Here is a 19388-nt window from a genome sequence, read left to right as displayed (position 1 = left end):
ACGCACATGGACGGCAGAACCATCCTGTTCGGCACCGAACGCGGCGCGGTTCTCGCGATTGCGCTGGCCTTGCTGGCGGCGGCGATCGGCTGGACGCTCTCGCTCCCGGTCGAGCCGCCGTTCCCGTCGTTCTCTCTCGGCTACTGGGCAGTCGTGCTGCTCTACACGCTCCCGGCAATTCTCGTCGGCGCGTACGGCGGTGGGCTGGTCTGGACGTGGATCGCCGAGGGGGTCCCGTTCGCGGTGGTGTGGTGGCCGTTCACGACCGCTGGCACGGCGGGCGGTGACACGCTCTACCGCGGCCTCTCCGGCCGACTCGGCACCACCATGCAGGTCGGCCTTCTCGCGGGTGTGATGCTCGGAACCGCCGGCTTCGTTCTCGGTCGGGGGCTCCGCCTGGCGTGGGAGCGGCAAGTCGCCTCGACACCAGGGTGAGTCGTCGCTGACACGGGACGAGGGCTTTGTCCCGTTCGCCGCTCACAATCCCGTGCCGCTCCCGTCGGTCCTGCTCACGGGTCGCGCTGCTCCCCGCTCGCATAATCGTGGCGCTCCCGATGGTCGCGCCACGCTGTCGGTGTATTTATGCCCGCCCGCCTACGCGATAGGGGTATGGCTGACCGACCGCTCGACGTGCTGGAGGCCACTCTCGGGGAGGAGGTGACGGTGACGCTGAAAGGAGACACCAACGTCTCCGGCACCCTCACCGGCTATGACCAGCACATGAACCTCGTCATCGAAGGTGAGAACACAACGATTATCCGCGGCGATAACGTCGTCTCGATACAACCATGACCGGAGCAGGTACTCCATCGCAGGGGAAGAAGAACAAGACGACGCACGTCAAGTGCCGACGCTGCGGCGAGAAGTCCTACCACAGCCGGAAGAAGGTCTGTGCCTCCTGTGGCTTCGGCAAGTCCGCGAAGCGACGACAGTACGCCTGGCAGTCGAAGTCCGGCGACCACTAATCCGCGCGGTTCTCTGCGCTCTCCAGACCGGTGAGCAACGCGTTCGTCGCGCCACGTCACCGCCCTCTCTGCGCTAGATGATGCTCCGCTCCGACTGGCGCCACGAATCGCAGGCCCGCAGACCACATCCACGATTGTGCATATGCAGGCACGTGTGCACCCGCTACTGAGCACAACCACGAAGGTTTTTGCCCATCCGGTCGACACCTACTCCTGATGACCCACTCCGGGCCACGGGAGAAGTGTGGCGTCGTCGGCGTCTCCCTCGACGGCCGCGACGCGGCACGACCGCTCTACTACTCGCTGTACGCGCTCCAGCATCGCGGACAGGAGTCCGCCGGCATCGTCACGCACGACGGCTTCCAGCAGCACGACCACGTCGACATGGGGCTCGTCGGTGACGCCTTCGCCGAGGCCGACCTCGATGGGCTCGCGGGCAACGTCGGCATCGGCCACGTCCGCTACCCGACGGCGGGCTCGGTCGACTCCTCGTGTGCCCAGCCCTTCTCCGTCTCGTTCAAATCCGGCTCGCTGGGCCTGAGCCACAACGGCAACCTCGTCAACGCCGGAGAGATTCGCGACGAGCTCGCGGCGCTCGGCCACGCGTTCACCAGCGACGGCGACACCGAGGTCATCGCCCACGACCTCGCGCGGAACCTCCTCGAAGCCGACCTCGTGCGCGCGGTGAAGCGCACGATGAGTCGCATCCACGGCTCCTACTCGCTGACCATCATGCACGACGACACCGTCCTCGGCGTGCGCGACCCGGAGGGCAATCGCCCGCTCTGTATCGGCTCCATCGACGACGGCTACGTGCTCGCCTCGGAGTCCGCCGCCATCGACGTCCTCGACGGCGAACTCGTCCGCGACGTGGAGCCGGGCGAACTCATCGTCCTCCAGCCCGACGGGAGTGGCTTCGACTCCTATCGCCTGTTCGAACGCGAGCGGACGGCCCACTGCTTCTTCGAACACGTCTACTTCGCCCGGCCCGACTCTCGCATCGACGGCTCGCTCGTGTACGACGTGCGCCGTGACCTCGGCCGCGCGCTCTGGGAGGAGTCGGGCGTCGACTCCGACGTCGTCATGCCCGTGCCCGACTCCGGACGCGCGTTCGCCTCGGGCTACGCCGAGGCCGCACAGGAGGACGGTGCCGGCGTCGAGTTCGCCGAGGGGCTGATGAAGAACCGCTACGTCGGCCGGACGTTCATCATGCCGACGCAGGACGCCCGTGAGCGCGCCGTGCGCCTGAAGCTCAACCCCATCCGCGACGTCGTCGAGGGGAAGACCGTCACCGTCATCGACGATTCCATCGTCCGCGGCACCACCTCGACCCAGCTCGTCCAGCTCCTCAAGGACGTCGGCGCAGAGGAGGTCCACATGCGCATCGGCGCACCGCCCATCGTCGCGCCCTGCTACATGGGCATCGACATGGCGACCCGCGAGGAACTCATCGCGTCGGACAAGACGACCGAGGAGATCGGCGAGGAAATCGCCGCCGACTCACTGGCGTACCTCTCCATCGACGCGGTCGCCGGGGCACTCGAGGAGTCGCGCGCGGACCTCTGTCTCGGCTGTGTGACCGGCGAGTACCCCTACGACATCGAGGGCGAGGCCACCGACCGCGAGGTCGACCGCCCCGTCATCGAGGGCGAAGCACCAGCCGACGACTGACGTGGTGAGCGCGCGGCCCGCCGCGCGCGAACGCTATCGGACGAGTGTTGCGAGTCCGATTGAAGTCGACGTCGTGCCAACCGCCGACGACTGGCCACCGAATCCTACCACGGGACGACGTACAGCATGAGGAACACGGCGATGCCCATCGTGAACGAGACGAGCCACAGGGACGCCGCGATGCGCCCGACCCGGCGGTGACTGGTCTCATAGATGGCCTCGACTGGTCGCGTCAGCCCCAGAAGCAAGACGTAGAACAGCAGCGGGATACAGACGACTGCCAGCAGGATGTGTATCGCGAGGAACGGGAGGTAGACGTACGAGTAGACGAGCTCGGGCCCCGGGAAGTCGCTCGGGCCGAGGATGCTCACACGGTAGAGATACAGCACGAGGAACAGCGCGAACAGCCCGAACGCGGTGAGCATCGAAGCTCGGTGCCGACCGACGTCACCGCGACGGATAGCCCGCCAGCCGGTCACGATAGCGACGATCGCGCCGAGGCTGATGACGGCGTTCACTGCAGGAATGGCATCGAGGACTGCTGTCGGCGCGCGGGGGGGCGTCGGCACGACGCCGAGTACCGCCCCGAACACCAGCGCGAGCGAGACAGCGGTCAACAGCGCCGTGAGTTCGGGCACGCGGTCACGGGCGTACTTCTGCATGCCCGGTGGTAGACAGGGCTCGGTGAAAGGTCCACCTGTGACGGCGACCAGTGCCGTCGCTCCGTGCTGTAGTTCCGGTAGGGATGATGCGTGGGTGCTGTCCAGAGGACGAGCACCCGCACTGTGTATGGTGGGTGAAACCCACCTGCGCAGTGCGTGGGACCGGATTTGAACTTCCGTCGTTCCGCTTCGCTCCACGACGGCGTTCGCGGTCGGCGAGCCGACCGCTCACCGGCGGACCTCTACGTAAAAGTGCAACCGCTTTCGGGTCGTTGCGTCGGTAGGATGATGCGTGGGTGCTGTCCAGAGGACGAGCACCCGCACTGTGTACGGTGGGCGAACCCACCTGCGCAGTGCGTGGGACCGGATTTGAACCGGCGGACCTCTACAGGACAGCGCCCTCAACGCTGCGCCGTTGGCCTGGCTTGGCTACCCACGCACGCTGTGTCGTGTGTGCATTAGCTCGTATCCGGGTTTGGGTAAAAGGGCTTTCGTTCCGTCGGTCGGTCGCAACACCTTCGCACGGTCCCCGCACGACTGCGGCGAACGCGGGGTTGAAGTACGGGCCGCGAGCTATAGAGGCGTATGGCGAAATACTCGACCGGCGGCGTGGGCTCCGACGACGCCGACAGCTGCGAGCTGTGCGGCACGGAGTCGGGGAAGCTCCGGGAGACGACCGTCGCCGGGGCGCGTCTCCAGGTCTGCGCCGACTGCGCGCGACACGGCGAGGGTGGTGGAAAGTCGAAGTCGACGTCGTCCTCGTCCCAGGGTGGCGACGGGAGTCGTGGCGAGGAGAACCGGAAGAAGCGGGCCGCACAGAACGTCGCCCGCCTCGACGACGCCCGAAAGGGGGACCCCAAGCACTGGGAGGAAGAGGGAACCGACTATCAGGACGACCCACTCCCCTACCTCGTGCGCGGCTACGGTGAGAAGCTCGAGGAGGCCCGCCAGGAGGCCGGGCTCCAGCCCGGCGAGCTCGCGGGCGAACTCGGCGTCGACGAGGCCGACATCCTCGCGGTCGAACAGGGCCGAGCCAATCGCGCGGGCATCGGCGGCTCGCTCATCGAGGCCATCGAGGAGCGGCTCAACGTCCAGCTCTCCGAGTAATCTTTTCTTCCGTGGGGCCGACCTACCGACAATGAGTCTGGCCCCCGAGGACCCCTACACCCAGACGTTCGAGGCCGAGGTGACCGCAGGCGGCCGCGAGGTCGTCCTCTCCGAGACGTACTTCTACCCGGAAGGCGGCGGCCAACCGGCCGACCGCGGCACCATCGCCGGCGTGGCGGTCGAGGACGTCCAGAAGCGCGACGGCACCGTCGTCCACACGCTCGCCGAACCCATCGAGGCCGGCACCCAAGTCGTCGCGAACGTCGACCCCGAGTTCCGCCGCTACTGTATGCGTGCCCACACCGCGAGCCACGCGCTCTACGGCGCAGGCCGACGACTGCTCGACGACCTCGGCTACGGCGGGTTCGACATTAGTGACGAGCGCGTCCGCGTCGACCTCACCACGTCGACCGACATCGACGACGACACGCTCGTCGAACTGGAGCGGCTGGTCAATCGCGCAGTCTGGGACTCCCGCGAGGTGACGTGGGAGCAGCGCCCCCGCGAGGCTGCGCTCGCAGACCCCGACGTGGCGTTCAACACCAAGACCGAGGAGGGCATCACGGGCGAGACAGTCCGGGTCGTCACCATCGACGGCTGGGACACGGCAGCCTGCGGTGGCACCCACGTCCGCAACACGCGCGAAATCGGCCCGGTCACAGTACTCGGACGGTCGAACCCCGGCGAAGGACTCACGAGAGTCGAGTTCACGGTCGGGCCGCGAGCCATCGACCACCGGGCGACCGAGAAGCGTGCGCTTACCGATGCAGCCGCGACGCTCGGAGTCGCCCCCGAAGCGGTGCCAGGGCGTCTCGAAGAGGTACTGGCGGACCTCGATGCCGTCCGCGGCGAGCGCGACGCGCTCCAGTCGGAACTGGCAGGCGTCCGGCTGTCGGTCACATCCGTCGTCGAGCGGGGCGACGCGACGTGGCTGGTGGCCGAACTCGACCTCGACGCCAACGGGCTCTCGGAGGCGGCGCGGGCGCACGCGGGCGAGCGGGCCGCGGTCGTCGCGCTCGTCTCGCCCGACGGCACGCTCGCGGTCGCGACGGACGGGAGCGTCGACGCCAGCGAGGTCGTCGCGGACGTCACCGACGAGTTCGGTGGCGGTGGCGGTGGCTCGCCGACCGCTGCACAGGGCGGCGGGCTCGGGGCCGACGCCGCGGACGTTCTCGACTTCCTCCGACCGTAGCGCGGGGGCGCCGCCGGCGGCACCGAGCGGGTAATTTTTGCGGGAGCACTTCCACGAGTGGACATGGACCTCTCCCCCGAACACAGGGCCATCCGCGAGACGGTACGGGAGTTCGCCGCCGAGACGGTACGCCCGACCGCCCGCGAGGCCGACGAGACCGAGACGTTCCCCGAGGCGGTGTGGGACGGCCTCGCCGAGCTCGATCTGACCTCGATGACCATCCCGGAGGAGTACGGTGGGCTCGACGCCGACGGCCTGACGTACGCCCTCGTCAACGAGGAGCTGGCGTATGGCCAGCTCGCGGTCGCGACCGCCCTGTCGGTGCAGTCGCTCGTCACCTCGTGTCTCGCCGAGTTCGCGAGCGACCCCGTGAAGGAGGAGTTCCTCCCCGAGATGGTCGACGGTCGACCGGTAGGGGCGTTCGCGCTCTCGGAGCCGCACTGCGGGTCGAACCCCGCGGAGCTGACGACCGAGGCGAGGAAAGAGGGCGACGAGTACGTCATCAACGGCACGAAGCAGTGGATCACGAACGGCGAGCGCTCGGACGTCGTCGTCCTGTTCGCGAAGACCGACAGGGCGGACCCCCGAACCGTCACGCAGTTCGTCGTCCCGAAGGACGTCGAGGGGCTCGAGGTCGGCAAGAAAGAGCAGAAGCTCGGACTCCGGGCGTCGGACACGACCACGCTCATCTTCGACGACGTGCGCATCCCGGAGCGCTACCGGCTGACCGAGGAAGGTCGCGGGCTGTCCGCGGCGCTCTCGATTCTCACGGGCGGGCGCGTCGCCATCGCCGCGCAGGCCGTCGGGCTCGCCCAGTCGGCGCTCGATGAGGCCAAAGCGTACGCGGGGGACCGCGAGCAGTTCGGCGAGCCGATCGCCGACATCCAGACCATCCGGCACAAGCTCGCCGACATGGCGACCGGGACGCAGGCCGCGCGCCTCCTCACCTACGACGCGGCGAAGGGGCTCGACACCGGTGAGCCGCCGGCACAGGCCGCCTCGATGGCGAAGTACTTCGCGAGCGAGAACGCGATGGACGTGACGAACGAGGCGGTCCAGATTCACGGCGGCTACGGCTACACGACCGACTTCCCGGTCGAGCGGATGTACCGCGACGCGAAGATCACGACCATCTACGAAGGCACGTCGGAGATTCAGAAGAAGGTCATCGCTCGGACTCTGCTCGACTGATGACAGGGGAGTACGACGCCGTCGTCTACGACCTCGACAACACGCTCGTTCACCTGCCGGTCGACTGGGAACAGGTCGAACGTGACGTCGCCGACACGCTCCGCGAGCAGGGCGTCGAGGTCCCGGACGCGGACGACGTGTGGCCGCTGTTCGACCGCGCCGAAGCCACGGGCCACGCCGACGCGCTGGAGGCCGTCGTCGCCGAGTTCGAGCGTGCGGGGGCCCGTGAGGCCGAGCTCCTCCCGACAGCCGACGGGCTCCCGCACGACGTTCCCGTGGGCGTCTGCTCGCTGAACTGCGAGGCCGCGTGCCACATCGCGCTCGAACGCCACGGACTCGACCGCTACGTCGAGACGGTCGTCGGGCGCGACTCCGGGCCGTGGAAGAAGCCCGACCCCGAGCCCCTGCTGGCGGCGCTCGAGGCGCTGGGCGTCCCGCCCGCGAACGCGGTCTTCGTCGGTGACAGCGACAGCGACGAGGTCTGTGCGACGAACGCCGGCGTGGCGTTCTGCTACGTCGAGGACTGGTGTTGAGTCTCGACGGGCGAGCGGTCGGCGACGCGGACCGACCCGTCGCGCTGTGTCAGTACCTCAGCGTCGAGCAGTCGGTGCCAGCGGATCGCCACCATCTGTCCCCGCAGATGGGGTCGAGCGCCCGCCGCGGTCAGGGTCCGGTACACCTCCGGTAGCGTCCCCCCCGTCGAGTTCGTCGACCACGTCGACGATGTCGCGGTCGAGCGGTAGTGTCGTGAGTGTGCTCATCTCCCCGTTCGTTCGTGGCGACCCGAGGAGATAACCGGTTCTAGGAGGTCTCTGGAGAGCTATCGAGTCACGCGTCGGCCCGGCGGCGGGCGACTACGAACACGACGACTGCGGTAACGAACCAGACGATGGCGCCGACACGGATGGCGAATGAGGCCTTGGCGCTCCACGTCGGCAGCTGGTAGAACACGGACGCGCCGGCCACGATGGGCGCGCCGACGAGGATCGTGACGACGAACGTCACCTGCATCACCCACCCGAAGTCAGTTCCCTCGGGGTCGTGCGTCTCGACGCGCTCGGGCATACCTCACCTCTGAACTACCCGCGGTAAGCGGTTACGATACGAGCTCGTCGAGCCGTTCGAGCAGCGGGACGGCGTGCGTGTCGGGGGCGACCGAGAAGAACACGCCTTCGTCGCCGACGAGATACCGCACGAACATCGCGTTGTCGAGCCGAGTGATGTAGGTGCCGACCGCACCTGCAGCGGGCGAGAGGTCGGCGAACACCTCGCGCTCGACGAAATCGAGGTGGACGAAGTTGTAGTAGCGGTCGGCCAGCTCGGCGAACGCGTCCTCCCCGCCGACTCCCTCTAGCAGCCGGTCGCTCGCGTACAGTACCTGGTAGTCGCCGTGGTCGTACTCTGCGAAGGTCCGTAGGCCGTCCCCGAGGCGCTCGAGGAGCGACTCGAGCAACACGTCGGCGTCGAACGACACGACGGTCGGCGCTCGCCGGATTGGCATCGTCGCAGTCTCTGCCGATCGCTCACAAAAGTCGTGCGGTCAACTGGAGGGTTTATTGCCCCGACACTCCGAGCGCGACCATGATGCGGGCCAAGGACATCCGCGCGAAGGCCGGCGTGGCGCCAATCACGATGCTGACGGCCTACGACGCGCCAACCGCCGAGCTCGTCGACGCCGCGGGCGTTGACATGGTACTGGTCGGTGATTCGGTCGGCAACCTCCGACTGGGCCACGACTCGACCCTCCCGGTGACGGTCGACGAGATAGCGAGTCTCACCGCCGCCGTCGCCCGGAGCACACAGAACGCGTTCGTCCTCGCGGACATGCCGTTCCTCTCGTACGGCGCCGACGAGGCCGACGCGATCGAGAACTGCGGCCGGATGGTGAAGGAGGCGGGCGCCGACGGCGTCAAACTCGAGAGCGGCCACCATACCGTGGACCTCACGCGCCGGCTCACCCGGCTGGGAATCCCGGTGCAAGCGCACCTCGGACTCACGCCCCAGCGCGAGAACGAGACCGGGCTGTTCCGGCAGGGGACCGACGAGGCGTCCGCCAGGGAAATCATCGACCTCGCGCGCGAACACGAGGACGCAGGCGCGTTCTCGCTCGTCCTCGAACACGTCCCCGCGAACCTCGGCGCGGCCGTCACGGAGGCCATCGACATCCCGACCATCGGCATCGGTGCCGGCCCCGACTGCGACGGGCAGGTGCTCACCGTCGACGAGGTCATCGGTCTCTCGGAGACGACGGCACCCTTCTCCAAGAAGTGGGGCGACGTCCGCGGCGAGATGCAACAGGCCATCGAGGGGTACAAACAGGACGTCGAGTCCGGCGCGTTCCCCGCCGAGGAGCACAGCCACTACCAGGACGAACTGGACGACGTCTACTGAGTCGCACGGTCACCGTCCGATTCCTCGGGCACGAACCGCCCGGCCACCCAGCCGATGCCGACGGCGATGGCTGCGGGGACGACCACGAGCAGCAGCAGGACGACGAACAGATCGCTGCGGGCGGACGCGCCGCCGTCGACGCCGACTGCGGGACTGAACGCGAGCAACGGGACGGTCAGGACGACGACCGCGATGGCGTAGCCGCTCTTCGATATCGTCTCCTGGACGGTCCGGAGGCGCACGAGGTACGCAGTCACGAAGAGCCACGCGACGATACCGAACGCGACGGCGAGGCCGCTCTCGGTGAGAAATCCGAGGACTGCAGTGCCCACGATGCCCGCGACGGCACCCCCCACGATACCCACGACGACGGTCAGCGAATTATCGAGTACTCCGTCGGGGTCGAGCAACGAGGAATCGTCTTCGGCGCTGGACGACGTTCCGTCCCACGTCTCGTCGCCGTCGCTGTCGGCCGCACGTTGTTCGTCACGCAGGTCAGCCGAACAGTGCATGCAGTAGATCGCGGTCACCCCGATGGGACCGTCGCACTCCGGGCAGCGAGGATCCACCGGCGCGTCACTCATACGTGGCCCCCCGAAATCGCTCGTCTCTCACGTGTCTGTCACCGTATTGACGGCATGGACACCGGCAGAGGTAATCAGTCTGTGGCCGAATTCGCCGGGGCGCCTGAAGCAGGCTACTGAGGACGAGAAACGAGATCAGTCCGCAAGGAACGCCCGGACCTGCTCGTTCCACGCCTCGGGACGCTCCACCATCGAGAGGTGAGCACAGTCCTCCAGAATCGCCGTCTCACAGTTCGGAAGATGCTCGCCGAGGTACTCGGTGAACGACGGGGGCGTCATCCCGTCGTGCTCGCCCGTGATGGCGAGTGCGGGGACCTCGACCTCGTCGAGGCGGTCGCGTACGTCGAACGCGTCGCAAGTGCGGAAGTCCCGGGCGGTGACCTTCGCCCCCGTCTCAAGCAGCTGTTCTTTCGACCGCTCGACCGTCTCTTGGTCGGCGTCGTGGAACAGTAACCCCGGGCTGTGGACCGCCTCGACGCCCGCTTCGAACGCGCTGTCGAGCATCTCGAGGAGGTCGTCACCGACACCTAGTTTGGCCCCAGTCCCGCAGAGGACGAGCGCGTCGAGTGGGAGGTCACGCTCCAGGGCGACCCACAGTGCCACGCCGCCGCCCAACGAGTTACCCACGAGGGTTCGGGCGCCGGTTTCCTCCGCGACCGCGACGACGTCGTCCGCGTACGCGTCCAGCGTCTCGATTCCTGCAGCGAGGTCGATGTCGGCAGATTCCCCGTGTCCAGTCAGGTCGACCGCGGCGGCAGGCCCGACTCCGTCCGGCCCGTACTGCTGTGTCCAGACGCGGTGATAGCCACCCGAGCCGTGGATGTAGAGGACTGGGGCGCCGTCCCCGAAGTCGGTCGCGCGGTAGGCGGTCTCCCGCCCGTGGTGGTCGACGTACTCCATACCGGTCGCTCGGGCGGCCCCATCTTGAAGCCGGGCGCTGTCGAGCGAGCACGAGCGAGGGTGCCAGCCTCGCCGACAGAACGGAACCGCAAACAATCGGTTGCTCCAGCACTTATTACACCCCCCGATATTTAGCGACAAGTTTAAATACTAAACCAACTAACTTAGAGTTAGCATGACTGCATTCCAGGAGCGGTTCGCCCGTCGCGAAGACGCCATCGCGCGTCAGTACGAGTACGAGGACCGCGTCGTCCTCGTCGCGGACCTCGGTCCCGGTCGCAACGGGTCCATCGACCTGCTCGACGGGACTGCCATCGTCGTAGTCGGCGACGACGAGTACGAGTTCGACCTGCCGGAGGGGGAGGCCCGTGCTTCTATGAGCAACGGCGTCGTCACCGTCGAGGTGAAACGATGAAACTCACCGTCAAGCCCATGAAGCAGAGCGAGGCCGGCCGCGGCCTCGCCGCCATCGACCGCGAGGCGATGGCTCAACTCGACCTCGAAAACGGCGACTACGTCGTCATCGAAGGTGGTGACGGGCGCGCGGTCGCCCGCGTCTGGCCCGGCTATCCGGAGGACAGCGGGAAGGGAATCGTCCGCATCGACGGCCGCCTCCGCGGCGAGGCGGGCGTCGGTATCGACGACCGCGTCGAGATCGAGAAGGCGGACGTGAAGCCGGCGAAAGCCATCACCGTCGCGCTCCCGCAGAACCTCCGGATCCGTGGGAACGTCGGGCCGCACATCCGCGACCGGCTGAGCGGACAGGCTGTCACCCCCGGCCAGCAGGTCCCCTTCTCGCTCGGCCTCGGCCCGTTCTCCTCGATGAGCGGCCAGCAGATACCCCTGAAGGTCGCGAAGACCGAGCCTTCCGGAACGGTCGTCGTCACGGACTCGACGGAGGTCACGGTCTCGGAGAAACCCGCCGAACAGATCGTCGGCGGTGAGGGCCGCGGGCGGGCCGGTGGCGGCGCTCCTTCGATCACCTACGAGGATATCGGTGGCCTCGACCGCGAACTGGAACAGGTTCGGGAGATGATCGAGCTGCCGATGCGGCACCCCGAACTGTTCCAGCAGCTCGGCATCGAACCGCCGAAGGGCGTGCTCCTTCACGGCCCGCCGGGCACGGGCAAGACGCTCATCGCGAAGGCCGTCGCCAACGAGATCGACGCGTACTTCACCGACATCTCGGGCCCCGAGATCATGTCGAAGTACTACGGTGAGAGCGAAGAGCAACTCCGCGAGATCTTCGAAGATGCCGAGGAGAACCAGCCGGCCATCGTCTTCATCGACGAACTCGACTCCATCGCGCCCAAGCGCGGCGAGACGTCCGGTGACGTGGAACGCCGCGTCGTCGCACAGCTCCTGTCGATGATGGACGGGCTCGACGAGCGCGGGCAGGTCACCGTCATCGGTGCCACGAACCGCGTGGACGCGCTCGACCCCGCCCTCCGTCGGGGTGGCCGGTTCGACCGCGAGATCGAGATCGGCGTCCCGGACAAGGACGGCCGCAAGGAGATCATGCAGGTCCACACCCGTGGGATGCCGCTGGCCGACGGCATCGACCTCGACCACTACGCCGACTCCACTCACGGGTTCGTCGGCGCGGACCTCGAATCGCTCGCGAAGGAGGCAGCGATGAACTCGCTCCGGCGCATCCGCCCCGAACTCGACCTCGAAGCAGAGGAGATCGACGCCGACGTGCTGGAGGCGATGCGCGTCACCGAGGACGACTTCAAGCAGGCGATGAAGGGCATCACGCCCAGCGCCATGCGCGAGGTGTTCGTCGAAGTTCCCGACGTCACGTGGGACGACGTCGGTGGGCTCGACGACACGAAAGAGCGGCTCCGCGAGACCATCCAGTGGCCGCTCGACTACCCCGAGGTGTTCGAGCAGATGGATCTCGAAGCCGCCAAGGGCGTGCTGATGTACGGCCCACCGGGCACGGGGAAGACCCTGCTCGCCAAAGCGGTGGCCAACGAGGCCGAGAGCAACTTCATCTCCATCAAGGGGCCGGAGCTGCTCAACAAGTACGTCGGCGAGTCGGAGAAGGGCGTCCGGGAGGTGTTCGAGAAGGCGCGCTCGAACGCCCCGACCGTCATCTTCTTCGACGAGATCGACTCCATCGCCGGCCAGCGCGGCCGGAACATGAGCGACTCGGGGGTCGGTGAGCGCGTCGTCTCGCAGCTCCTGACGGAGCTCGACGGCCTCGAAGAACTGGAGGACGTCGTGGTCGTCGCGACCACGAACCGCCCGGACCTCATCGACTCGGCGCTGCTGCGCCCCGGCCGGCTCGACCGCCACGTCCACGTCCCGGTCCCGGACGAGGACGGCCGCCGGAAGATCTTCGATGTCCACACCCGCGAGAAGCCGCTCGCCGACGACGTCGACCTCGACAAGCTCGCCCGCAAGACCGAGGGCTACGTCGGCGCGGACATCGAGGCAGTCTGCCGCGAGGCGTCGCTGGCGGCGACCCGCGAGTTCATCAACAGCGTGAGCCCCGACGAGGCCAAGCAGTCCGTCGCCAACGTCCGCATCACCATGGACCACTTCGACCACGCGCTCGGCGAGGTCCGCGCGAGCGTCGACGAGGAGACGAAGAAGCAGTACGAGCAGATGGAAGAGCGGTTCGGCAAGGAAGACACCGCGAAGGACCCCGAAGTCAGCCGGACGTTCCAGTAAGTCCGACTCCTGCTCGACTGCAGGGTGTGCTCTACGTTCGGCCGTGACGTTGCGGCCGACCGAAATTTTATCCGAAGTGAGGGTTGAAGAAAGCACCGAGCACGTGCCGTTCACGTTTCCCGTTCGGACACACACCCTCCGGGTGGTGGTCGCCATCGCGCTGCTGGTCTCGACTGCCGGCTGTCTCCACTTCGGTGAACCGCGTGGAGAGCCGTACACCCCCTACGAGCCCTCGGTCCAGCAGCGGCTGGACTCGCGAGACGTTCCGGAGACCCACCCGAACGCGACGCTACAGGACACCGAGACCGTCGAATACTGGATCGTCGCCTACGTCAACCACGAGCGCGTCGAGGATGGCGTCGAACCGCTGGTCTGGAGTCCCCGACTGGCACAGGTCGCAGACTACCGGAGCTACGATATGTGGAATCGGGACTACTTCGCGCACCGTTATAATGGCACACCGGTCTATCTTCATACTCTGGAACATTTTAAATTCACTGAAGGGCAGGAAACAGCTGAAAATATAGCCAGCGTAGCATATGGGAGGTGGACCAATAATGTCTCTGGACCGGGAACAGCCACATATCGCGACCCGAAAGAGTTCGCTCGAGCGTTGGTTCGCGGCTGGATGAATTCAGGTGGGCATCGCTGGGCACTAATGCACGGCGATTACACAGTCACAGGAGTCGGTGTGTATGGCGAACCAGATGGGAACACGAAAGCAACACAACTGTTCGCAGACCGCGAGCGGTTTGACGAGGCCGTGAACGCGAACACGACCGACGAGTTTCGTGTTCCAATCGCTGACGAGGACCCGATGAAGGATGAGACCGGAGTAGAACCATATCCGGAAAGACTCGGCGCGAATACCCCGGACGACGAGTGAGGGTCCGTGACAGTCTGTCAGGAGATGCTGAGAGACAGGAGAAGGTGTTCCGCACTGTATATCCCATTTTCGATTGGTTAAATTTAAGTTAAAATACTCTGCCAATATCCCTCACGAATGCTATACAGGTGGGTCCTCGTGGGGGCGCTCGTCGTTGCGCTAGCCGTCGCACCGGTCGCCGTCACTGCCAGAGAGACTGGTAACGAAGCACCGCTGGCGGACGCCGGGCTCGACCAGCGGGTCGAACTCGGAACGACCGTTCTCCTCGACGCGACCGGGTCGCGTGACCCCGATGGAGAAATCGAGTCGTACGATTGGCGAATCGAAACACCCGCCGGAGCGACCATCGTACCACAGTGTCCGACCTGTGGACAGTCACGATTCAGGCCCGGAAGCGTGGGTACTTATTCGGTGACTATCACGGTTACCGACGACGATGGCCTCACGTCGACCGACACACTCTACGTGACAGTTGAGGGGTCGTCGACGCCGACCAGTAACCCCAAAGCGACTCCCTCACCCACAGCATCGCCAGCAACGGCGTCCCCATCGAACCCGATCGGCGTTGACCCGCCGAGCATGACACCATCGTGTACGAACGCCCCGTGTTCGAACGCGTCGGGACCCGAACCGTGGCTCGACATCACCGGCCCCTCACGCGTTGCGAGAGGTGAAGAGGCGGGGTTCGTTCTCGAGTACGGCGGCTTTCAGCAGAATCCACGATTCGGTTGGTCGATAGACGCAAATGGGGTTACGGGGGTCGAACAGTGGAACGCACCGGGCGAAAAAACAATCTACGTCACTGCAGCGACCGACGACCGAGTTGCTCGCGCGAACCACGACATTATGGTTTCTGTGAATCAGGAGCCCGAAGTCGAGATTAAAAGCCCGAGTCAGATACACTCTGGTCAGACCATTACTCTCACTGTAGATGCATCAGACCCGGATGGATATATTACGAGTGTCGACTGGACCAAGGGGCCAAAAATAACCGTTCCAGAGGGAGACAGTATAAAAACAATTCTCGTCACTGTAACTGATAACGACGGACAGACATCCACTGATGGACTCTCTCTGACGGGCAGTTCCCTTCGTACGCTGGAGAACCCTAGTTCTGCCCTCCACACCCTCTACTGCTACTACAATCAGGAATCCGAACGGAAGCGGCAGAACCCAGACCATTGCGAGATGGAGGGAAGCGACAACAGCGGGGACGGCGACGGCTATCACTCGGTCACGAGCAACCTCGACCGGGTACTTCGGTCGTCGCACTTCAACGTCGTCTGGAAGAAGACCGACGAGGACGTCAGCCAACACAGCGGCGACCTCGGTGACGATGTCGGCGTCCGGATGCCCGACGTCGTCGACAACGACGGGACGACGTCGACGGCACCGACGCTCACCGACGACCAGCGGGATGCTATCACCGGCGACGCAGTGACGACGAGCACGCAGTCGTTCACGATGGAAGGCAAGACCGTCACGAACGACCTGAACGGCGATGGTGAGGTGAACGCCGAGGACTGGGACGAGCGGTTCGGAAGCGACGACCGTTCCCCCGCGGACACGCACAGCGATGCCGTCAGCGAGTCGAAAGATGCACGACGGTCGACGAACCGGGCGACCGGTGGCGGCGGCCCGGCATCGAGTGACAGTGGTGAGTCCGGTGCGACGAACGACGACAGCACCGGTGGGTCGAGCGACTCCGGCGGTTCGAGCGACCCGCTGGGTGGTGACCTCCCCGACAGTCTCACCGACGGTTCCGCGGGTGAACACGCCGCCGAGAAAGGGAGTCGCATCGCCGACGAAGGACTCGACCTCGGGGTGGGCTACTGATGGACCGAAGCGACGACCTCGGTCCGTCCGACTCCCCCGTCCGAAGACCTGACGAAGCGACGAGCGACAAGACGACAGAGGAACCCAGACCCCGTCGACCGTCCCGGCGTGCTGTCCTCGGGAGTCTCGGTACGGTCGCACTCGCTGGCGTGGCTGGCTGTTCGAGTACCGGTTCGTCCGCCGACGCGTCTGAGCCAACACGAGGCGCGGCGACACCGGCGAATCCGACAGCCACGAGCCAGCAGACAGAGACGCCGACCGAGGAGACACCGACAGCGCAAGCGAGCCGTAAGTACCTCGACATCGCCCGGTCGGAACTGGATGCGGCGTTCACCGAGATCTACAGCGTGAGGCTCGTGAACTACGAGGAGAAGGTCTGGACGCCCCGGTTCGAGGACCTCGGGAACATGGACCCGACGGTGGTCGACCGCCACCTCAAAACGGCGCGTGCTGCACTGGCTAACGTCGAAGCCGAGGAGGGAACTGAACTGGCCGTTCGCGCCGAGCTGCTGCGGCACGTGGCCTCGATCGCCGACTACGGCTCGACGTTCTACCGGCGCTTCGCACTCACGTTCGAGAAGATCTACCAGTACGAGTATCTCATCGACACCAAGAGCGACTACGACGGTGCCGTCGAGAGGATGGGCGCGGCCCGGGAGAAACTGGCAACGTGGCGCACCCTCGGCGAGAAGCTCACCGAGGAGGTCAAAGCGGTCAAACAGCTGTACGACACCCACGATTCGGTTGCGGCACAGGTTCCGGCGTTCGACATCGGCCGGTGGAACTACACGACCTTCGGAGTCGAACAGTACGCGTACCTGCTGGAGCCGCGACTCGTCGGATTCGAGGCCTACGCAGAGGCCGTCGGCGCTGACCTCGCGGGGCTCGACCACCTCGACGTTGAAGCCTGGCAGCGCGCACAGGACGCGTTCACCACGGCCCGGAGCAAGATTCAGCAGGCCGACACTCAGTTCTCGGAGGCAAGGTCTCGCGGCGACTCGTTCTTCGACCGGCGTGCGGCCGTCTACGAGAACCGGGCACCGAGGTTCGACGACGGCTACCTCCTGCACCTTCGAGCGGCGAACGAGTTCGTCAGGGGCAACACGGAGAACGCCAAGGACCTCCGGTTCGAGGGAACGACGCGCATCAGGAACGCGTTCGCCACGTATCCAATCACCGCGAACGAGTCAGGGACCTCGACCCCGGAGTGACGACCACGGTTGGCTACGCCGACCAGTCGAGTGCGTCGGAAAGCGAGTGTTGTGGTGGCGAGCAGACCCGAGCACGACAGGCGTACACCGTCGGCTCGCCGTCGCGCGCCTCCCGACCGGCCCAGACCGGGGGCGTCTCGTCCAGTCCCAGCACGTCGAGCCACGAATCGAGGCTGGCGTCGGTCGGCGGTCGCAGGGAGAGGAGCCTAAGCGGGAGATAGCGTCCCGCGAGCGTTTCGCGCCACGCATCGGGCAGCTCCGCTGCAGCGACCGTGAGTTCCAGTCGGCCCACCGCGAGTGCATCGGCCGCAAGCGTGAGCGCGGTGTGCTGGACCGGACTCGACTCTAGTCGCTCGGCGTGCGTCTCGACGACGCCCTCGGCGATGTCGGAGAGCGACGCACCGGGACCGAAGTGCCCGAGCGCGTCGAGCGTCTCGACGGCGACCCCGGTGCTGGACGGGGTCGACGCGTCGGTCATCTCCTGCGGCCGCGCGACCAGTTGCTCGCCGGTCGCGGGGGTGAAGTACAGCGTCTCCCGCTCGTCGTCCCAGAACTCTCGCTCGATGACGCGTGAGAGATCCAGCGCGAACCCGAGCGGTTCCACATCACCCGTCGCCTCGTAGGTGTGAAGCGCGCCACGAGCGAGGAAGGCGTAGTCCTCCAGATACCCCTCGCCCTTCACGTCCCCCGCTTTCCATCGGCGGGCGAGCCGCTCGCCGTCCCAGAGTCGCTCACGGACGAACCCGAGCGCTTCGGCGGCGACGTCGGCGTACCGCTCGTCGAGAACGAGTCCGGCCTCGGCGAACGCCGAAATCATCAGGCCGTTCCATCCGGCGAGTATCTTCTCGTCGCGGGCCGGGCGGGGCCACGTCTCGCGGTGGACGAGCGCCTGCCGTTCGGCACGGGCGAGCCGTTCGTCGACCTCGGCTTCGGTGAGGTCCAACTCCTCCGCGAGTTCATCGACCGATTGCTGGATTGTCAACACGGTGGCTCCCTCGAAGTTCCCGACCGCACTGATGCCGTACCGGGCTCGAAGCAGATCGGCGTCCGTCGCGTCCTCGACCGCGTCGTCGACCTGTTCCGGCGTCCAGACGTAGAACGCCCCTTCCTCCTGCTCCCCGTTCCACTCTGAACGGGCATCGAGCGTCGAGAAGAAGCCGCCGTCGTCGTGCTGTAGCTCGCGCTCGACGAACGCGAGCGTTTCGCGGACGCGGTCGGCGTACCGCTCGTCACCTGTCACCTGGTAGCCGGCGAGGAACGCACGGACGAGTTCGGCCTGGTCGTACAGCATCTTCTCGAAGTGCGGGACGACCCACTTTCGATCGGTGCAGTAGCGGTGGAACCCCCCACCGAGGTGGTCGTAGAGGCCACCGTCGGCCATCGCGTCGAGCGCCTCGACGGCGACCCGCTTGAACACATCACGCTCGTCGCGCTGCCACGCACGCAAGAGAAGATGAATCCGCCCGGGCTGGGGGAACTTCTGGCCCGTTCCGAACCCACCGTACTCGCGGTCGGCGCTCCGGACGGCCTGGCTCGCGGCCGTTCCGAGGAACTCGGCGTCGGGGACCGCCCCCGGCTGGTCAGGAACGTCTTCCAGTTCACCGCGAGCCATCGCCGTCCACTGGTCGGCGCGACTCTCCAGTTCCTCGCGCTCGTCGGGGTCGTCCCACGCGGCGGCCACGTCGCGGACGAGTTGCAGGAACCCGGGCTGCCCCCGCTTCGCCTCCTTCGGGAAGTAGGTTCCGACGTAGAACGGCCGGCCGTCGGGGGTGAGAAACACCGACAGCGGCCAGCCAGCCTGTCCACGGACGAGTTGGCAGACGGTGATGTAGAGGGAATCGAGGTCCGGACGCTCCTCACGGTCGACCTTTATCGGGACGAACTGCTCGTTGAGGACAGCCGCGACCGCGTCGTCCTCGAAGCTCTCCTCCTCCATGACGTGACACCAATGACACGCCGAGTAGCCGACCGAGAGGAAGATGGGTCGGTCCTGTTCGCGGGCGGCGTCGAGCGCCGCGTCGTCCCACGGCTGCCAGTGTACCGGGTTCTCGGCGTGTTGCTGGAGATACGGGGACTGCTCGTCGCCGAGCCGATTGCGCGAGAGTGGGTCCAT

General features: G+C 66.4%; 21 protein-coding genes and 1 tRNA gene. 14 read left to right on the top strand and 8 right to left on the bottom strand.

The genetic code is table 11. The features are described from left to right. Positions 1–6: 6 nt before the first annotated feature. The 4 genes from NL126_RS15335 (at position 7) to purF (ending at position 2636) form a co-directional block, all read left to right on the top strand. Positions 7–435: a hypothetical protein gene (locus tag NL126_RS15335; RefSeq protein WP_255195756.1), complete on the top strand. Its 429-nt coding sequence runs from the start codon at positions 7–9 to the stop codon at positions 433–435. Between the two features lie 174 nt (positions 436–609). Next, positions 610–792, top strand: coding sequence for an LSM domain-containing protein (locus tag NL126_RS15330; protein ID WP_255195755.1), 183 nt, complete (start codon positions 610–612; stop codon positions 790–792). Beyond that, entirely contained in the window at positions 789–965 is a 177-nt protein-coding gene (locus tag NL126_RS15325) for a 50S ribosomal protein L37e (protein WP_255195754.1), read from the top strand. The genes NL126_RS15330 and NL126_RS15325 overlap by 4 nt, the downstream gene beginning before the upstream one ends. A 216-nt stretch (positions 966–1181) precedes the next feature. Then, positions 1182–2636, top strand: a complete 1455-nt coding sequence (gene purF, locus NL126_RS15320) for an amidophosphoribosyltransferase (protein WP_255195753.1) — start codon at positions 1182–1184, stop codon at positions 2634–2636. A 104-nt stretch (positions 2637–2740) separates the two neighbouring features. On the opposite strand, the gene NL126_RS15315 is transcribed toward purF, so the two are convergent. Together NL126_RS15315 and NL126_RS15310 are read right to left on the bottom strand one after the other, a co-directional pair. Continuing rightward, the gene (locus tag NL126_RS15315; RefSeq protein ID WP_255195752.1) at positions 2741–3298 is read right to left on the bottom strand and encodes a DUF420 domain-containing protein; all 558 of its coding nucleotides are present in this window, start codon (positions 3296–3298) and stop codon (positions 2741–2743) included. 354 nt (positions 3299–3652) lie between these two features. Beyond that, positions 3653–3737: transfer RNA gene (locus NL126_RS15310), tRNA-Leu, on the bottom strand. 146 nt (positions 3738–3883) lie between these two features. Here NL126_RS15310 and NL126_RS15305 point away from each other — a divergent pair. From NL126_RS15305 to NL126_RS15290, 4 genes are all read left to right on the top strand, one after another. Further along, the gene (locus tag NL126_RS15305) at positions 3884–4405 is read left to right on the top strand and encodes a helix-turn-helix domain-containing protein (RefSeq protein WP_255195751.1); all 522 of its coding nucleotides are present in this window, start codon (positions 3884–3886) and stop codon (positions 4403–4405) included. Positions 4406–4436: 31 nt separating this feature from the next. After that, positions 4437–5597: an alanyl-tRNA editing protein gene (locus NL126_RS15300; protein WP_255195750.1), complete on the top strand. Its 1161-nt coding sequence runs from the start codon at positions 4437–4439 to the stop codon at positions 5595–5597. Positions 5598–5660: 63 nt separating this feature from the next. Beyond that, positions 5661–6788: an acyl-CoA dehydrogenase family protein gene (locus tag NL126_RS15295; RefSeq protein WP_255195749.1), complete on the top strand. Its 1128-nt coding sequence runs from the start codon at positions 5661–5663 to the stop codon at positions 6786–6788. Then, the gene (locus NL126_RS15290; protein ID WP_255195748.1) at positions 6788–7321 is read left to right on the top strand and encodes an HAD family hydrolase; all 534 of its coding nucleotides are present in this window, start codon (positions 6788–6790) and stop codon (positions 7319–7321) included. The genes NL126_RS15295 and NL126_RS15290 overlap by 1 nt, the downstream gene beginning before the upstream one ends. A gap of 57 nt (positions 7322–7378) precedes the next feature. Here the strand turns inward: NL126_RS15290 and NL126_RS15285 are convergent, their stop codons facing one another. From NL126_RS15285 to NL126_RS15275, 3 genes are all read right to left on the bottom strand, one after another. Continuing rightward, positions 7379–7549 (bottom strand): hypothetical protein, encoded by a 171-nt coding sequence (locus tag NL126_RS15285; protein WP_255195747.1) that lies wholly within the window; start codon positions 7547–7549, stop codon positions 7379–7381. Positions 7550–7616: 67 nt separating this feature from the next. After that, positions 7617–7853, bottom strand: a complete 237-nt coding sequence (locus tag NL126_RS15280) for a DUF5822 domain-containing protein (protein WP_255195746.1) — start codon at positions 7851–7853, stop codon at positions 7617–7619. A 31-nt stretch (positions 7854–7884) separates the two neighbouring features. Then, positions 7885–8289 carry a DUF7522 family protein gene (locus NL126_RS15275; protein WP_255195745.1) on the bottom strand — a complete coding sequence of 135 codons (405 nt, stop codon included), beginning with the start codon at positions 8287–8289 and terminating at the stop codon, positions 7885–7887. An 83-nt stretch (positions 8290–8372) separates the two neighbouring features. Here NL126_RS15275 and panB point away from each other — a divergent pair, with 83 nt between their 5' ends. Next, positions 8373–9179 carry a 3-methyl-2-oxobutanoate hydroxymethyltransferase gene (gene panB, locus NL126_RS15270; protein WP_434084169.1) on the top strand — a complete coding sequence of 269 codons (807 nt, stop codon included), beginning with the start codon at positions 8373–8375 and terminating at the stop codon, positions 9177–9179. On the opposite strand, the gene NL126_RS15265 is transcribed toward panB, so the two are convergent. Both NL126_RS15265 and NL126_RS15260 read right to left on the bottom strand, forming a co-directional pair. Continuing rightward, entirely contained in the window at positions 9173–9763 is a 591-nt protein-coding gene (locus NL126_RS15265; protein ID WP_255195743.1) for a zinc ribbon domain-containing protein, read from the bottom strand. The genes panB and NL126_RS15265 overlap by 7 nt on opposite strands. A 135-nt stretch (positions 9764–9898) precedes the next feature. After that, the gene (locus NL126_RS15260) at positions 9899–10663 is read right to left on the bottom strand and encodes an alpha/beta fold hydrolase (RefSeq protein ID WP_255195742.1); all 765 of its coding nucleotides are present in this window, start codon (positions 10661–10663) and stop codon (positions 9899–9901) included. A 175-nt stretch (positions 10664–10838) separates the two neighbouring features. On the opposite strand from NL126_RS15260, the gene NL126_RS15255 reads away from it, so the two are divergent. The 5 genes from NL126_RS15255 to NL126_RS15235 all read left to right on the top strand — a co-directional run bounded on the left by NL126_RS15255 (position 10839) and on the right by NL126_RS15235 (position 17275). Then, positions 10839–11078, top strand: a complete 240-nt coding sequence (locus tag NL126_RS15255) for a DUF7127 family protein (protein WP_255195741.1) — start codon at positions 10839–10841, stop codon at positions 11076–11078. Beyond that, positions 11075–13342: a CDC48 family AAA ATPase gene (locus NL126_RS15250; RefSeq protein WP_255195740.1), complete on the top strand. Its 2268-nt coding sequence runs from the start codon at positions 11075–11077 to the stop codon at positions 13340–13342. Before NL126_RS15255 ends, NL126_RS15250 begins: the two co-directional genes overlap by 4 nt. A 76-nt stretch (positions 13343–13418) precedes the next feature. After that, complete coding sequence (locus NL126_RS15245) at positions 13419–14228, top strand: CAP domain-containing protein (RefSeq protein WP_255195739.1); 810 nt, start codon at positions 13419–13421, stop codon at positions 14226–14228. 117 nt (positions 14229–14345) lie between these two features. After that, entirely contained in the window at positions 14346–16064 is a 1719-nt protein-coding gene (locus tag NL126_RS15240) for a PKD domain-containing protein (protein WP_255195738.1), read from the top strand. Continuing rightward, positions 16064–17275 (top strand): hypothetical protein, encoded by a 1212-nt coding sequence (locus tag NL126_RS15235; protein WP_255195737.1) that lies wholly within the window; start codon positions 16064–16066, stop codon positions 17273–17275. Before NL126_RS15240 ends, NL126_RS15235 begins: the two co-directional genes overlap by 1 nt. Before the next feature lie 13 nt (positions 17276–17288). Here the strand turns inward: NL126_RS15235 and NL126_RS15230 are convergent, their stop codons facing one another. After that, positions 17289–19388 (bottom strand): thioredoxin domain-containing protein, encoded by a 2100-nt coding sequence (locus NL126_RS15230; RefSeq protein WP_255195736.1) that lies wholly within the window; start codon positions 19386–19388, stop codon positions 17289–17291.

The organism is Halorarius litoreus (assembly GCF_024362405.1).
Lineage (GTDB): Archaea > Halobacteriota > Halobacteria > Halobacteriales > Haloarculaceae > Halorarius > Halorarius litoreus.
The sequence above is the reverse complement of the archived record's forward strand: the minus strand, read 5'-3'. Positions and strand labels throughout refer to the sequence as shown.

Coding starts and splice junctions, on each gene's coding strand:
- NL126_RS15335 (WP_255195756.1), top strand. CDS start 7: ATGGACGGCAGAACCATCCTGTTCGGCACCGAACGCGGCGCGGTTCTC.
- NL126_RS15330 (WP_255195755.1), top strand. CDS start 610: ATGGCTGACCGACCGCTCGACGTGCTGGAGGCCACTCTCGGGGAGGAG.
- NL126_RS15325 (WP_255195754.1), top strand. CDS start 789: ATGACCGGAGCAGGTACTCCATCGCAGGGGAAGAAGAACAAGACGACG.
- purF (WP_255195753.1), top strand. CDS start 1,182: ATGACCCACTCCGGGCCACGGGAGAAGTGTGGCGTCGTCGGCGTCTCC.
- NL126_RS15315 (WP_255195752.1), bottom strand. CDS start 3,298: ATGCAGAAGTACGCCCGTGACCGCGTGCCCGAACTCACGGCGCTGTTG.
- NL126_RS15305 (WP_255195751.1), top strand. CDS start 3,884: ATGGCGAAATACTCGACCGGCGGCGTGGGCTCCGACGACGCCGACAGC.
- NL126_RS15300 (WP_255195750.1), top strand. CDS start 4,437: ATGAGTCTGGCCCCCGAGGACCCCTACACCCAGACGTTCGAGGCCGAG.
- NL126_RS15295 (WP_255195749.1), top strand. CDS start 5,661: ATGGACCTCTCCCCCGAACACAGGGCCATCCGCGAGACGGTACGGGAG.
- NL126_RS15290 (WP_255195748.1), top strand. CDS start 6,788: ATGACAGGGGAGTACGACGCCGTCGTCTACGACCTCGACAACACGCTC.
- NL126_RS15285 (WP_255195747.1), bottom strand. CDS start 7,549: ATGAGCACACTCACGACACTACCGCTCGACCGCGACATCGTCGACGTG.
- NL126_RS15280 (WP_255195746.1), bottom strand. CDS start 7,853: ATGCCCGAGCGCGTCGAGACGCACGACCCCGAGGGAACTGACTTCGGG.
- NL126_RS15275 (WP_255195745.1), bottom strand. CDS start 8,289: ATGCCAATCCGGCGAGCGCCGACCGTCGTGTCGTTCGACGCCGACGTG.
- panB (WP_434084169.1), top strand. CDS start 8,373: ATGCGGGCCAAGGACATCCGCGCGAAGGCCGGCGTGGCGCCAATCACG.
- NL126_RS15265 (WP_255195743.1), bottom strand. CDS start 9,763: ATGAGTGACGCGCCGGTGGATCCTCGCTGCCCGGAGTGCGACGGTCCC.
- NL126_RS15260 (WP_255195742.1), bottom strand. CDS start 10,663: ATGGAGTACGTCGACCACCACGGGCGGGAGACCGCCTACCGCGCGACC.
- NL126_RS15255 (WP_255195741.1), top strand. CDS start 10,839: ATGACTGCATTCCAGGAGCGGTTCGCCCGTCGCGAAGACGCCATCGCG.
- NL126_RS15250 (WP_255195740.1), top strand. CDS start 11,075: ATGAAACTCACCGTCAAGCCCATGAAGCAGAGCGAGGCCGGCCGCGGC.
- NL126_RS15240 (WP_255195738.1), top strand. CDS start 14,346: ATGCTATACAGGTGGGTCCTCGTGGGGGCGCTCGTCGTTGCGCTAGCC.
- NL126_RS15235 (WP_255195737.1), top strand. CDS start 16,064: ATGGACCGAAGCGACGACCTCGGTCCGTCCGACTCCCCCGTCCGAAGA.
- NL126_RS15230 (WP_255195736.1), bottom strand. CDS start 19,388: ATGGACCCACTCTCGCGCAATCGGCTCGGCGACGAGCAGTCCCCGTAT.